The organism is Rhodococcus sp. 4CII (genome assembly GCF_014256275.1).
In the GTDB taxonomy this organism is placed as follows: Bacteria; Actinomycetota; Actinomycetes; order Mycobacteriales; family Mycobacteriaceae; genus Rhodococcus_F; species Rhodococcus_F wratislaviensis_A.
Window position 1 is genome coordinate 4651342 of record NZ_JACCFE010000002.1, and the last position, 13398, is coordinate 4664739.

General features: G+C 64.5%; 14 protein-coding genes. 7 read left to right on the plus strand and 7 right to left on the minus strand.

The window, feature by feature from the left end; translation table 11 throughout:
- Nucleotides 1–27 precede the first annotated feature (27 nt).
- Genes H0B43_RS22230 through H0B43_RS22250 form a run of 5 tightly spaced genes read right to left on the minus strand, consistent with a single transcriptional unit; the run spans nt 28 to nt 4643 of the window.
- Complete coding sequence (locus H0B43_RS22230; protein ID WP_185725972.1) at nt 28–879, minus strand: acyl-CoA thioesterase II; 852 nt, start codon at nt 877–879, stop codon at nt 28–30.
- Nucleotides 876–1886, minus strand: a complete 1011-nt coding sequence (locus H0B43_RS22235; protein WP_252189729.1) for an acyl-CoA dehydrogenase family protein — start codon at nt 1884–1886, stop codon at nt 876–878. Before H0B43_RS22235 ends, H0B43_RS22230 begins: the two co-directional genes overlap by 4 nt.
- Nucleotides 1883–3040 carry an acyl-CoA dehydrogenase family protein gene (locus tag H0B43_RS22240; RefSeq protein WP_185725971.1) on the minus strand — a complete coding sequence of 386 codons (1158 nt, stop codon included), beginning with the start codon at nt 3038–3040 and terminating at the stop codon, nt 1883–1885. The genes H0B43_RS22235 and H0B43_RS22240 overlap by 4 nt, the downstream gene beginning before the upstream one ends.
- On the minus strand, nt 3040–4245 hold the full coding sequence (locus H0B43_RS22245) for a thiolase family protein (RefSeq protein ID WP_185725970.1): 1206 nt from the start codon (nt 4243–4245) through the stop codon (nt 3040–3042). The genes H0B43_RS22240 and H0B43_RS22245 overlap by 1 nt, the downstream gene beginning before the upstream one ends.
- Nucleotides 4242–4643 (minus strand): Zn-ribbon domain-containing OB-fold protein, encoded by a 402-nt coding sequence (locus H0B43_RS22250; protein ID WP_185725969.1) that lies wholly within the window; start codon nt 4641–4643, stop codon nt 4242–4244. The genes H0B43_RS22245 and H0B43_RS22250 overlap by 4 nt, the downstream gene beginning before the upstream one ends.
- Nucleotides 4644–4796: 153 nt before the next feature.
- Here H0B43_RS22250 and H0B43_RS22255 point away from each other — a divergent pair, with 153 nt between their 5' ends.
- The 5 genes from H0B43_RS22255 to H0B43_RS22275 all read left to right on the plus strand — a co-directional run bounded on the left by H0B43_RS22255 (nt 4797) and on the right by H0B43_RS22275 (nt 9834).
- Nucleotides 4797–6026, plus strand: coding sequence for an acetyl-CoA C-acetyltransferase (locus H0B43_RS22255; protein ID WP_185725968.1), 1230 nt, complete (start codon nt 4797–4799; stop codon nt 6024–6026).
- Nucleotides 6027–6115: 89 nt separating this feature from the next.
- Complete coding sequence (locus H0B43_RS22260) at nt 6116–7300, plus strand: CaiB/BaiF CoA-transferase family protein (protein WP_185725967.1); 1185 nt, start codon at nt 6116–6118, stop codon at nt 7298–7300.
- 43 nt (nt 7301–7343) lie between these two features.
- Nucleotides 7344–8213: a MaoC/PaaZ C-terminal domain-containing protein gene (locus H0B43_RS22265; protein WP_185725966.1), complete on the plus strand. Its 870-nt coding sequence runs from the start codon at nt 7344–7346 to the stop codon at nt 8211–8213.
- A 43-nt stretch (nt 8214–8256) separates the two neighbouring features.
- The gene (locus H0B43_RS22270; RefSeq protein ID WP_185725965.1) at nt 8257–9234 is read left to right on the plus strand and encodes a nitronate monooxygenase family protein; all 978 of its coding nucleotides are present in this window, start codon (nt 8257–8259) and stop codon (nt 9232–9234) included.
- Between the two features lie 48 nt (nt 9235–9282).
- Nucleotides 9283–9834, plus strand: coding sequence for a MarR family transcriptional regulator (locus H0B43_RS22275; protein WP_185725964.1), 552 nt, complete (start codon nt 9283–9285; stop codon nt 9832–9834).
- 27 nt (nt 9835–9861) lie between these two features.
- Here the strand turns inward: H0B43_RS22275 and H0B43_RS22280 are convergent, their stop codons facing one another.
- Together H0B43_RS22280 and H0B43_RS22285 are read right to left on the minus strand one after the other, a co-directional pair.
- Nucleotides 9862–10584, minus strand: a complete 723-nt coding sequence (locus H0B43_RS22280; protein WP_185725963.1) for a histidine phosphatase family protein — start codon at nt 10582–10584, stop codon at nt 9862–9864.
- An 82-nt stretch (nt 10585–10666) separates the two neighbouring features.
- Entirely contained in the window at nt 10667–11251 is a 585-nt protein-coding gene (locus H0B43_RS22285; protein WP_252189728.1) for a nuclear transport factor 2 family protein, read from the minus strand.
- A gap of 235 nt (nt 11252–11486) precedes the next feature.
- On the opposite strand from H0B43_RS22285, the gene H0B43_RS22290 reads away from it, so the two are divergent.
- Both H0B43_RS22290 and H0B43_RS22295 read left to right on the plus strand, forming a co-directional pair.
- Nucleotides 11487–12605 carry a Gfo/Idh/MocA family protein gene (locus H0B43_RS22290; protein WP_185725962.1) on the plus strand — a complete coding sequence of 373 codons (1119 nt, stop codon included), beginning with the start codon at nt 11487–11489 and terminating at the stop codon, nt 12603–12605.
- A 106-nt stretch (nt 12606–12711) separates the two neighbouring features.
- On the plus strand, nt 12712–13356 hold the full coding sequence (locus H0B43_RS22295; RefSeq protein WP_185725961.1) for a hypothetical protein: 645 nt from the start codon (nt 12712–12714) through the stop codon (nt 13354–13356).
- The last annotated feature ends 42 nt before the right edge of the window (nt 13357–13398 follow it).

Genomic DNA, 13398 nt, shown 5'->3' on the forward strand with positions numbered 1-13398 from the left:
CCAGCGGGGCTCGTCGACCGAGTGGCGTCAGGTGTCCCGTCCGAGGTAGCCCTCTTGCATGATGCTCGCCACCAACGCACCCGAGCGGTTGTAGATGCGGCCCGATGCGAGTCCGCGACCTCCCGTTCCGTTCGGGGAGTGCTGGTCGTAGAGCAGCCAGTCCGCAAAGTTCGCGGGCCGGTGGAACCAGATCGCGTGGTCGAGAGAGGCGACGATACCGGGGCCACGCGACGTCTTTCGCGCCTGAAGCATCACGGAGTCGAGGAGCGTCAGATCGCTGACAAACGTGATCAGGCAGCTGCTGAGCATCGGGTCGTTCGGGATGTCGCCGTCGGGTCGCAGCCAGAGCCGGCTCCGCGGTGGTGGCGCGAAGTCACGGTCCAGCGCGACGCGGGGCGGTGCATTGACGTAGCGCATGTCGAACGGGCGTCGGCGGACCCACCATCCGTCGTATTCGTCGGCGTACGGAGCGAGCTGGTCCTCGATTCGAATGAGACTGTCCGGCAGCGGAACCGCGGGCATCTGCTGTTGATATTCGATGCCGGAAATCCGCGCGCTGAAGGAGATCATCGCCTCGAAGATGACGATCCCGTCCTGTGCGGCAGTCACATTCCGGGTGGAGAACGATCCGCCGTCCCGTACGGAGTCCACGGTGTAGATGAGAGGAACGGCCGGGTCACCAGGGCGGAGAAAGTAGCCGTGGAGGCTGTGCGGCAGTCGCCCCGGTGTAGTCCGGCCGGCCGCCATCAGAGCCTGCGCGGCAACCTGGCCGCCGAAGACGCGTTGTCGGTCCTCGACAGGTTGTGCTCCCCGGAAGGTCCGTGGGCTGATCTCGTCGAGCGAGAGAAGGTCGAGAACCTCGGCTACGGTCGACGTCACAGCGAGGCAAGCACCGGCATGTCACCGCTCTTGACCCCCGCGCCGAGTTCGGTGCGCAGGCCGGCGGATGTTCCCAGCAGTTGTTCCAGTATCAAGCCGCGTCGGAGATACCGATGGAAGCTGTGCTCCCAGGTGAATCCCATGCCGCCGAGGAGTTGCTGACAGTTTTCGGCGGCGCTGCGGAAGAATCTGCCTGACAGGGATTTCGCCAGGATCGGTGCCTCGACCGCGCTGCTTTCCCAGGTGGCATCTGCGGCAAGGTCTGCGCATTCCTGCCACACCCGGGTGTCTGCGAGCGCATGTTTCACAGCCTGGAAGCTACCGAGCTCACGACCGAACTGCTTACGCGACGTGACGTGGTCGACAGTGGCGGTGAGCATTTCGCGCCCGATCGCGTTCAACTCGTACGACAGGGCGCGGTTCGCCGCCGCTCGGATGTGCCGCCAGAGGTCCGCGGCCTCGCCACCAGTCGACAGCACCGTTCCCTCGACGGTGCCCGTGACACGCGTCCACCCCGATTCCGGTTCGATTCCCGCGGGCTCGCGCGTCAGGTTCTGTTCGTCCAGTGGAGTCTGAACAACGACCAGATCTTCCCCGAGGCGTGCGGGAACGAGGAGCGACGCGGTAGCACGGGGGTCCAGCGAGACGATTCCGGAGACAGCGACGGTGCAGCGGTCGGAGCCGGGGGTTGCAGAGTCCTCGACAATGCTGCCGACACGGGCCGATCCGAGTGGGGGGAAGACGATGCGTGTGACTGGTGCGTTCGGCTCGCGTTGCCATTCGCTCCGGCCCGTAGCGGCGAGCGCCACGTCGTCGACGAAAGAGGCGTGCGGAAGGAGGCGCCCCTGGAGGTCCGACAGGATGCTGACGGCTGTTTCGGCGTCTTCGTCGAGCAACTCGTGCCAGCCGAACTCCGCGACGGCGTCGGGCCAAGCATCCGAGCCCGCTCCGGCGGTCACCTGCTCGAGGCTCGTACGAAAGAGATCTTTCTCGTCTGTGTCCATCATTTCTCCCGTGGAAGGCCGAGGATTCGTTCGGCGATGACGCTGCGCTGGATCTCTTTCGCGCCGCCGTAGATCGAAGATGCGCGTGAGTAGAGATAGTCGGTTCGCCAGTCCTTCGACTCGCGATCGTTGTCGAAGAGGACCGTCTCCGGCATCGCTTCCAGTGCGGAGTCGAAGAGGAACTTCTCGGCGGTCGACATCAGGTACTTGTCGAACGAGGGGAGTACACCGAGATCCTTCCCGGCCGACAGCGAGCGCAGAGTGCGGCGCGAGAGAAGACGTAGCGCCGAGATCAGTTCGAACGCATCGCCGGCGCGGGCGTCGGTGAGTCCCGGCGCGTCCGCAACCAGACGGTCCAGTCGCCACCGCATCCACGCTTGCCGCTGCCATGCGGCAGCACCTCGTTCACAACTGAGGATGAACATGGCGATTGCCCAGCCGCCGTCGACGTCGCCGAGCGTGCGTGTTTTCGGCACCTTCACGTCGTCGAAGTGGAGGCTGGAGAAGTCTGCCTCACCCGTGATGGCGACGAGCGGGCTGACGGTGATGCCCGGAGTGTCCATGTCGACGAACAGCGCCGTGATGCCCCGATGTGCGGAGTCGGGGGCGCCGGTTCGGGTCAGGACGATGCAGCGGTCGGCGAATTGCGCCCAGCTGGTCCAGACCTTTTCGCCGTTGACCACCCAGTGGTCGCCGGCGTCGACGGCCTTGGTGCGCAGCGAGGCGAGATCGCTTCCGGCGCCGGGCTCGGAGAAACCCTGGCACCAGCTCTCGTCGCCTCGGAGTAGTCGAGGAAGAACCTCGTTTGCGAGGTCGGTGCGGGCGTAACGCGCGATGGCGGGTCCCAGGACTTCCTGGGTCGCGAACGAGAATGGTGGGGGGTAGCCGGCGGCGGCGAGTTCTTCGCTGACGACCGCGCGTAACGCGGTCACGCCGCCGAGGCCGCCGAGTTCGACGGGCCAGCCCAATCTGATCCAGCCGGCCTCGTAGAGCTCACGCTGCATCTTCGACAGGGTCGAGAAGATGCCGTCGACGTCGGTCGGAAGCTCGCGGAACTGCTCGAGCGCGTCGGCCCGCTCGGTAAGCCAGCTGCGGAAAGCGGTCCGAAGCTCGTCGATCGACATGTCACTGCGAAGAGCCGACTGGACCGTGGTCATCAGCTCACCCCTGCCTCGAGGATGTGAACGGCGCATGCCGACGCCAGTCCGATCACGTGTGTGAGTCCGATCTTTGCCCCCGCGATCTGGCGTTCGCCCGCCTCGCCGCGCAGGTGAGTCGCCACCTCGTAGATGTTCGCGATGCCCGTGGCACCCAGGGGATGGCCCTTCGAGAGCAAGCCGCCCGACACATTCACGGGGGTCTTCCCGTCGCGCCACGGCGCGCCGGAGTCGAGGAAGTCCCCGGCGCCGCCCGGTTCGCACAGCCCGAGGTTGTCGTAGTGAATCAGCTCGGCGGTCGCGAAGCAGTCGTGCAGTTCGACCAGGTCGAGATCCTCCGGGCCGACACCTGCCTGCTCGTAGGCCGCGGCGGCCGCGTTCCGGGTGAGGGTGCTTACGTCGGGCTGGACCTGACCGCCCTCCACCCAGGGATCGGAAGTCAGAACAGACGCGGAGATCTTGACAGCGCGACGACGCACATCTGGATCCATGGTCTTCAACTTCGCATCGGAGACCACGACGACGCTGGCGGCGCCGTCGGTATTGGGGCAGCACATCGGCAGTGTGTTGGGGAATGCGATGACATCGGCGTTCAGGATGTCGTCGAGGCTGAATTCCTTGCGGTAGTGCGCCAGGGGGTTGAGCACCGAATGTGCATGGTTCTTCTGGGCAACCTTCGCGAAGTGAGTCGCGGTGACGCCGTGAGCGAGGGCGTACTCGGTCCCGGCCTGGGCGAAGACGCCCGGCATGATTCCGGTCCCGAGGATTCCCTCGGTCTTGAGCACGGAGCCGTACCGACCGCTCGGATTGTAGACCTTCCGAGCGTCGCGCTTCTTGGCTGCGCCGCCGATCAGTCCGCCCTTGCCCATCTTCTCGACGCCGACGGCAAGGCCGATGTCGGACTCACCTGCCTTGATCGACAGGAGGGCGACCCGCAGCGCCGTGGCGCCGGTCGCACAGGCATTCACGACGTTGTAGACGGGGATGCCCGTCTGCCCGATCTGCTTCTGCAGTCGCTGGCCGTTGTGCGAGTTGGCCTCGTACACGTTGCCCATGGTGAGAATGTCGATGTCGTTGATTGTGACGTCGGCGTCGCCGAGGGCATCGAGCGCCGACTCGGCGGCGAGGTCGATGAGGTCCTTGTCGTCGTGGCGGCCGAACGGCGTCATGGACGCGCCGATGATCCAGATGTCGCCGCTACTCATCCTTGCTCCTTCACAGGCTTGTATCCGAAGGCGATCGCCTCGGTGCCGTCGTCGTCGACACCGGCGACGAACGTCGTCATGGTGACGGTCAGGCCCGGGGTGATGTCGTCGAGTTGGGCATCGAGAAGGTTCGCCTTGACGACGCCACCTCCATCGAGTTCGACGATCGCGGAGATGTAGGGCACCGGAACGGAGGGAGCCGCCCGGTGGACCTGGGTGTAGCCGCGCACCTGTCCTGTACTGGCGAGAGCCTTCCAGGTGAAGTCTCGCCTACCGCAGTGTGCGCAGGCATTGCGCCGGTCGAAGTAGAGCGCATCGCATTGCGCGCACATCCGCGCTTGGAGGTGGGGTGGGTCGCCGAGCACCAGGTAGTCGACGACCGGAATCTGTCCCGGCATGGTGATCCGTCCGATCTGCGTATAGCGGTGAGGGCCGAGCAACTACACAAAGCTCGACATGAAAATAGTATATGAGTAGAGTTTCCCGGCAAGCAACCGTGTTCGGAATCCGGTTGCCGAATCACAGGTCTCTCGCAGCAAGGACACGACAAGATGACTCAGGCATGGATAGTCGACGGCGTCAGAACGCCGCGTGGCAAGGGAAAGCCGACCGGCGCACTGCACCGTGTCCACCCGCAGGAGTTGCTCGCCCAGCTCCTCGCGGTGTTGGCTGAGCGGAACAGTATTGCGGCGGCCGAGGTCGACGACGTCATCATCGGAAACGGCGATCAACGAGACGACCACGGCGACGACATCGGGCGTCTTGCCGTGCTGGCGGCGGGCTGGCCGGTGACCGTTCCCGGCGTGACGCTGAACAGGTTCTGCGGTTCGGGACAGCAGGCGGTGATGTTCGGTGCCGCGGGAATCGCGGCCGGCTGGCAGAAGCTCGTCGTCGCAGGCGGCGTCGAATCGATGTCCCGGTACCAGCCTCGGCGCACCAGTGGCCGGCTGGACGGGGGGAATGCCGCGATCCTCGCACAACATGCTCTGGTCCCGCAGGGAATCTCCGCCGACCTGATCGCCTCGGTGGAGGGGTTCACGCGCGAGGAGGTCGACCAGTTTGCGCTGCAGAGCCAGCAGAAGGCCGCCGAAGCAATCGCCGACGGACGCTTCGCACGGAGTCTCGTTGCGGTGCGTGATGACGCGGGGACGATTCTCCTCGATACCGACGAGCACCCGCGGCCGCAGACCACTGCAGAATCGCTGGCCGCGCTAGAGCCCTCGTTCGCGCGTAGCGGTTCCAAGGTGCGTGAGCCGGAAGGTATCTCCTTCGATCAGATGGCCGTCAATGCCTACCCGCAGATCGATGCGGTCAACCATGTGCATCATGCTGGCAATTCGTCGGGTGTCGTCGACGGTGCCGGCGTTCTCCTGCTCGCTGCTCCCGATTATGCGCGGGCTCATGGTCTGACGGCGCGGGCATCGATCCGGGCAGCGGCAGTCGCCGCGGCCGACCCGATCATCATGTTGACCGCCCCGGGCCCGGCGTCCGAGCGTTGTCTCGAGCAGGCCGGCATGTCCGTGCAGGACATCGATCTGTGGGAGATCAACGAAGCGTTCGGAGCCGTGCCACTCAAGGTGATGCGAGACCTGAAGATCGACCCGGGTCGCGTCAACGTCAACGGCGGAGCCATCGCACTGGGCCACCCCATCGGAGGGACCGGGCCGATGCTGTTCCAGACCGTCCTCGACGAGTTGGAACGCCGCGACCTCGCCACCGGCCTCGTCACCATGTGCACCGGGGGTGGCATGGCAACCGCCACGATCATCGAGCGAATCTGACCGCCGTTGACCTAAAGCTCTATTCTTAGATAATCTGACACGCAAGTATTAATCATGCAGCCACACCGATTCGACGGAGTTGATCACGAGTGCCCCAGCAAGAGCAGACGTCGGACCAGTCCGCCACCGGGCCGCTGACAGGGCTGAAAGTCCTGGAACTCGGCGGGATCGGGCCGGGACCCTTCGCGGCGATGTTGTTGTCCGACATGGGTGCAGATGTGGTCCGGGTGGATCGTCCGGGACCGGACAGCAACCTGGGGGCGACCGACGTGCTCCAGCGGGGCCGCCGTTCGGTCGTGCTCGACCTGCGTCGGGAGGAATCGGTCGCGGTGCTCCTGGACCTGGTCGAGCAGGCGGATATCGTCCTCGAGGGTTATCGGCCGGGCGTCGCTGAACGCCTCGGCGTCGGGCCCGAGGATTGCCTTGCTCGAAACCCGCGGATCGTCTACGGCAGGATGACCGGGTGGGGCCAGTCGGGACCCTGGGCGCAGATGGCCGGCCACGACATCAACTATGTAGCCCTGACGGGTGCCCTGCACGCTGTGGGCCGTGCCGGTGAACCGCCCGCGGTCCCGGTCAACCTGCTGGGAGATTTCGGTGCTGGGTCGACCTACCTCGTCATGGGCGTGCTCGCTGCACTGTGGGAGTCGAGACACTCCGGGCGCGGGCAGGTCGTGGACGCGGCGATCGTCGACGGCGCGGCATCACTCACGACCATGCTGCACGGCATGCTCCACGCCGGAAGCTGGAAAGACGAGCGCGGTGTGAACCTTCTCGACACCGGTCGCCCCTGGTACGACGTGTACGAGACGTCCGACGGTGGATGGATGACGGTGGGGGCCCTCGAATCGAAGTTCTATGCACAATTCGTCGACCTCCTCGAACTCCCCGCGCAGTTCACCCGCCGTCCGAAAGCGGAGGGGTGGGCGGAACTCCGCAAACATATCGCCGATCGATTCCTGAGCAGGACCCGCGCGGAATGGTCTGCGGTGTTCGAGCACACCGACGCGTGTGTTGCTCCGGTACTGACTCTCGGTGAAGCCGCTGATCACCCGCAGCTGCGCGATCGGCAGACGTTTGTCGATATTGCAGGCGTCCGGCAACCGGCGCCCGCTCCGCGCTTCGATCGGACTCCCAGCGCGGTCCAACGTCCCCCGGCCAGGCTGGGTGAGCACACTCTCGAGGTACTGACCGACTGGGGGTTGGCGAGCGCAGAGGCATTGATCGCCGACGGCATCGCCGGGAACACGTATCAGCCTGCAACGACCTCGTAACCTTCTCCGCCCCCGGGCGTACGGCACAGACAGGAATCAACTCATGTCGATCACCCCAGCAGCTATCGGTGCAGTGACGGAACCGAAACGCATCTCGTGGACCGACCGCGACACCCTTCTCTATGCGCTCGGTGTGGGGGCGGGAACGCAGGACCTGTCGTTCACCACCGAGAACAGCAACGGTGTGGAGCAGCAGGTGTTGCCCACCTACGCCGTCATCGCGTGCGCCGGATTCGGCGCATTGTCGAAGGTGGGAAAGATCAACTGGGGAAAACTCCTTCACGGATCTCAGGAGATCCGGTTGTTCGCACCACTTCCTGCCGCGGGGAGTCTCGACGTGGTGTCGGAGGTGGCCGACATCCAGGACAAGGGGGAAGGGAAGAACGCTGTCATCGTCCTGCTGGCCCGGGGAACCGACCCGGAGACCGGTTCGGCGCTCGTGGAAACCCGCACCACCCTGATCATCCGTGGCGCCGGTGGGTTCGGCGGCCGGCCGGGGACCCGTGCTGATGCCGTCGTGATTCCCGACCGTCTGCCGGATGCACAAATCAGCCTTCCGACCCGCGAAGATCAGGCCTTGCTCTATCGGCTCTCCGGAGACCGCAATCCCCTGCACAGCGACCCCTGGTTCGCCACGGAGAAGGCGGGTTTTCCGCGCCCGATTCTGCACGGACTGTGCACGTACGGTGTCGCCGGGCGCGCGCTTGTCGCCGAGCTGGGTCACGGAAAGGCGCAGAGCATCACGGCGATCGCCGCGAGATTCACCTCGCCCGTCTTCCCCGGTGAGACGTTGACGACGTCGGTGTGGACCACTGAACCGGGGGTCGCGGTGTTTCGCACCGAGGCAGTTGCACCCGACGGAACGAACGCACGCGTGGTCCTCGACGACGGCCGCGCCGAGTACGTCGGCTGACCACCGGTTACCCCGGTTGCCCGAGACAATCCCAGGAGGAAGCATGTTCACCACCGATTTCACCACCACCTTCGGGATCGAGCACCCGATCGTCTGCGGTGGGATGACGGCAGTAGGTCGAGCCGAGTTGATCTCGGCCGTCGCGAATGCCGGCGCGCTCGGATTCCTCACGGCGTTGACGCAGCCGACGCCGGAGGACCTGGCGAAGGAAATCGCGCGCTGCAAGGAGATGACCGATCGCCCGTTCGGGGTCAATCTGACGATTCTGCCGACCATCGATCCGGTTCCGTACGACGACTATCGTGACGTCATCATCGACAGTGGAATCAAGATCGTCGAGACCGCCGGCAGTAATCCCGCGCCGCACCTTCCGGCGTTCAAGGCCGCGGGTGTGAAGGTCATCCACAAGGCGGTGGCGGTGCGGCACGCGGTGAAAGCGCAGGCTCTCGGCGTCGACGCGGTGAGTATCGACGGTTTCGAGTGCGCGGGCCATCCGGGCGACGACGATATTCCGGGGCTCGTGTTGATTCCGGCGGCAGCACGCGCTCTGTCCATTCCCATCATCGCCAGCGGTGGGTTCGCGACCGGTGCCGGGCTCGTTGCGGCCCTCGCGCTGGGCGCTTCAGCTGTCAACATGGGCACGCGGTTCGTCGCGACCGACGAGGCGCCTGTGCACGAGAATGTGAAACAGCAGATCGTAGCCAACGACGAGCGATCGACAGTGGTCGTATTCCGAGAATTCAGGAACACCGCACGCGTCGCGCGCAACGCGATCTCCGAACAGATCGTGGAGATATCGGGCAAGCCCGGCGCAACTTTCGAGGACGTCGCACACCTCGCCTCGGGTAAGCGGGGTCGAACCCAGGTTCTCGAGCACGGCCTCGTCGACGACGGTATGTGGTGGGCAGGGCAAGCCCAGGGGCTGATCCACGAGGTCGCGCCCTGCGCGGAGGTAATCGACCAGATCATCGCCGATGCCACCGAGGTGCTGGCGCACCGTCTCCAATCGATGGCGATGTAGAAATTGCGTGCGCGATCCGGACCGGATCGTCATCAGGAGGCGGCAATAGTGGACGACAAACTCGAGGTTGCGATGAAGGAAGCGGTGTCTGCTGTCCCGGCGCAACCCGAGTCCGTCGACTGGTTGACCTTCGCGAGAGACCGTCGCGACGACGGAAACACAACCATGTTCATGGCGATGCGGTCCGTCATGCGATTGCAGCAACACATGACCTCGGTTCTCGAACGTGAGTTGAAAGAGCACTTCGAGATGAATCTGACCGACTTCCTCATGCTCAAGACACTCCAGATGAGCGATGACGGAACCCGATTGTTGAGCCGCGTCGCGTGGCACCTGCTCGTGCACGCAACGACCGTGACGATCGCGACGGACCGTCTGGAGGTCCGAGGGTTGCTGTACCGCCACGCGCACCCGCGTGATCGCCGAGCCAGGTGCGTCACCATTACGGAAGAGGGGCGTGCAGTAGTCGATTCGGCGACCGAGAAGCTCGGTGGCTGTGGTTTCGGTATGCCCGGCCTCGATGCCGGGACTGCCCGGACGCTCGTCGAGCTACTGGCACCTGTGCGGCGTACGGCAGGCGATCTCGATCGGTCTCACTGACAGCTGTGGGTGCTGCTGCCGCACGAATCAGTAGCTGAGGAGGTTGTGGGAGCACACATGGTCGATCTCGTTCACAGTGTGCATGGCCCACCGTCCGTCCCCATGAAAGGCGCGGGTGACCGAGGTGTGCGCTGCGTAGAAGAACATGTCTTCCCGGATCTCGAATGCTGCAGCCAGGAACGCGCTGATCACGCCGCCATGAGCGACGACAGCGAATCGCTCGCCGTCATGGTTGAGTGCCAGTTTTTCGATCTCGCGATACACGCGTGCCCGGAAGTCGTCGCTGCGTTCGCTGTGAGGAAATGCCTCCCAGCGTCGGGTCCGGAGGAACTCGTCGCCGGCGGCCGTGAGCTCGTCCGCGGTGGGATCCGGGAGAGAATCGTCGCCGAAACCGAAGACATCGATCTCGCGTAACCCGGCGAGCACCACAGGGTCCAGCGAGGACGGTTGCGCTCGCGCGACGCGCATGGCGGTCTCGCGAGCACGCTCCAGGTCGCTACAGTAGATCGCAGAGAACTGTTCGCCCGCCAGGTGCGCCGCTACCGCGTCGGCCTGCTCGAGGCCGACATCGGAGAGCGGCGGATCCAAATGCGCTGAGCGAGGCTCAGTCCTGGAGGGCGACACCTGTTGAGCGTGCCGAATGAGAACAACCTCTGTGCGGGGTCCCTCGATGAGCAGTGCGCGGTGGATCCGATCCCGCGTCGACGGCGCCGAATCGGGTGCCAGGATAGAGCGTGCTGTCTCGTTCATGGGCGAGTTACTCCTCGAGTTGCGCTCAGGATGAGCTGTCTTGCGGGTTTCACGGCACCCGCATGGTCACGCGACGACGAACTCATGCGAGATCGGACGCCGGCCACCATCGTGACAACATTCCGACGACAGAATCGTCGTCCCGGGCGGGAAGACGACCCAGGTAGCTGAGGTCGGAGCGATCACGGCGTGACCGCGCGAATCCACGTGGCTGCTCTGCCTCCGAGAGCATCGGCTGACGGAGGCGCCATTCGCGGACCACGATGCGATGCACAATCCTCCACCCCGCCCCCGGCCGGTTCTCGAAGCGGTCGATGTAACGGCACCCGAAGACATCCATGATCAACTCGTCGCTGTCGGTGGGCCGCACGTGGTGGGCCACGCAGTAGCTCTCGGCGCGCGCAATGTCGCCCTTGACGTCGATCAGGGTGTTCTGCAGCGTATGCATCGTGCTCTCGAAATGAAGGAGGTGCTCCATCACCCACTCCACATACGCATCCGGTCCACCCCGGAACGCTCCGCCGTGGTCGTCGATCGCGTCGTCGTGATAGACGGATCGCACGAGTTCGCCATCCCGCCGGTCGATTCCGCGGCAGTACAACTTCAACGCCCGATCGATGTCACGTTCCGCCGCGAGAAGTTCCATTGTTGCTGTGATGTCAGACAACGGTGTCTCCAAACTGGTGGTCGAAGTAGTGCCCGTGTAGCCGCGGTCGGCTGGCTGTGCTCGGCCGCTCGATGTCAGCAAATCACTCTTGTCATCAATAATCAACAGCTAGATAGTATGGGGAAGTGGGGCGTCGATGCTCGATCGCCACAGTTCTCGGCCTGTGCGGCGAGGATCGATCGGCAGAGACGATTGCGCGCCCCTCAGCGATGGTCTCGAATAGGAGTGGTAGCACATGACGGTCCCCATCAGTGATTACAGTTCGGTCGGCGTCGGAATCGTGGGGCTCAGCGCGTCGGGTGGTTGGGCCGCCGGTGCCCATGTGCCCGCCCTGGCGAGGCTTGCCGGCTTCGAGTTGCGTGGATTGGTCGCCAGCAGCAGAGCTACGGCAAAGGCGGCGGGCGACAAATTCGATGTCGACTTGGCATACGACAACGTGCGAGAACTCGCAGGCAGGGATGAGATCGACCTCATCGTCATCACGGTCAAAGTGCCCGAACACCGCGAGCTCGTCATGACGGCTCTCGACTGCGGAAAGGCAGTTCTCTGCGAATGGCCGCTCGGCAACGGGCTCGAGGAGACCGAGCAACTCGCGGCGGCGGCGCAGACGCGGGGTCTGCCGGGATTCGTCGGACTACAGGCGCGATCGGCTCCGACCATCCGATACATGCGCGATCTGATCGCCGACGGTTTCATCGGAGATGTCCTGTCGACCAGCCTCATCGGATCGGGCGGTACCTGGGGGGCGACCGTAGACGCTCGGAACGCGTACACCCTCGACCGTGCGAACGGCGCGACGATGCTGACCATTCCGTTCGGTCACACCATCGACGCTCTTACCATGGTGCTGGGAGAGTTCGATGACATCGCCGCCACCACGGCGACACGACGACGGCAGGTCTTCGACGGGGAGTCGAACAGGGAGATCCCGATGACCGCCGAAGACCAAATCGCGGTGAGCGGCGTTCTCGCAGGCGGTGCGATCGCGTCCGTGCACTTCCGAGGGGGAATGTCCGCCGGCACGAACCTCCTCTGGGAGATCAACGGCACCGCCGGCGACCTCGTGCTGACGGGAAACTTCGGGCATCTCCAGTTGGCGAACATCGAGCTGCGCGGCTCCCGCGCCGGCAGCGACATGGCAGTGATGTCGCCGCCGCGGCGCTACGAACTCGCACCGCGGGACGCGTTCGCCGAGGTTCCGCGGGCCTACAACGTTGCGAACGCCTACGCGCAGATCCGGGACGACCTCGCTTCTGGAACCACATTCGCGCCCACGTTCGCACACGCCGTGCATCGCCATCGTCTGCTCGAGCGTATCGGTGCGAGCGCTTCGAGGCGGTGCGGGTCGCGATGACGAGTGGTAGTGATCTGTTGCACACTGCTGTACGATCGGTTTTACTCTAAGGATCGACAATTAATCTGTCGAGTAAGAACGCACACCGAGCACGAAGGCAGAATCGATGAGCACCGGAAGTTCGCGCCACGAGGACACTTCGCAGGAACTGAGCCTGCTGCAGACCCTTCGCCTGAAGGGACGCGCGACATCGGATGCGCTCGCGTCCGCTGCTGGGATCGACAACGCAACGGTCGAACGTCTCGTCGACAGCGCTGTCGACGCCGAACGATGCACTCGAACTGGTCAGTTCGTGAAGCTCTCGGCATCGGGAAAGGAGCGACTTGCGGAACTGACCGCCGCTGAGCGCGCATCGGTCGATCACGCAGGCCTGGAAGGCCTGTACGAGGAGTTCGACTTCTACAACAACGACCTCAAGACCCTCGTCACCGACTGGCAGATGAAGGATGGGAACACGCCCAACGATCACGCAGATGCGGCATACGACGAGGAGATCGTGCGTCGGCTGTCCGAACTGCACGAGTCCTTCCTGCCGTGGCTGGGAAAGCTTGCGGCGCTGAACAAGCGCCTGGCTCATTACACGGCCCGATTCGACTACGCGCTCGACAAAGTCAGAGGCGGCGACCACAGCTTCATCGCGCGACCGATTGCCGACAGCTACCACACCGTGTGGTTCGAGCTGCACGAAGAACTGATCGGCCTGCTCGGCAGGGATCGCGCATCCGAGGCCGCAGCCGGCCGAGCGGTCTGATCACCGTCACCATTCATGGACTGAAATTGGTTAGGAAGGACA

Bases quoted from the DNA above. Each gene is read 5' to 3' on its own strand.
- H0B43_RS22295 (WP_185725961.1), top strand. From the start codon at position 12,712: ATGAGCACCGGAAGTTCGCGCCACGAGGACACTTCGCAGGAACTGAGC.
- H0B43_RS22250 (WP_185725969.1), bottom strand. From the start codon at position 4,643: ATGCCGGGACAGATTCCGGTCGTCGACTACCTGGTGCTCGGCGACCCA.
- H0B43_RS22290 (WP_185725962.1), top strand. From the start codon at position 11,487: ATGACGGTCCCCATCAGTGATTACAGTTCGGTCGGCGTCGGAATCGTG.
- H0B43_RS22280 (WP_185725963.1), bottom strand. From the start codon at position 10,584: ATGAACGAGACAGCACGCTCTATCCTGGCACCCGATTCGGCGCCGTCG.
- H0B43_RS22245 (WP_185725970.1), bottom strand. From the start codon at position 4,245: ATGAGTAGCGGCGACATCTGGATCATCGGCGCGTCCATGACGCCGTTC.
- H0B43_RS22270 (WP_185725965.1), top strand. From the start codon at position 8,257: ATGTTCACCACCGATTTCACCACCACCTTCGGGATCGAGCACCCGATC.
- H0B43_RS22235 (WP_252189729.1), bottom strand. From the start codon at position 1,886: ATGATGGACACAGACGAGAAAGATCTCTTTCGTACGAGCCTCGAGCAG.
- H0B43_RS22265 (WP_185725966.1), top strand. From the start codon at position 7,344: ATGTCGATCACCCCAGCAGCTATCGGTGCAGTGACGGAACCGAAACGC.
- H0B43_RS22240 (WP_185725971.1), bottom strand. From the start codon at position 3,040: ATGACCACGGTCCAGTCGGCTCTTCGCAGTGACATGTCGATCGACGAG.
- H0B43_RS22255 (WP_185725968.1), top strand. From the start codon at position 4,797: ATGACTCAGGCATGGATAGTCGACGGCGTCAGAACGCCGCGTGGCAAG.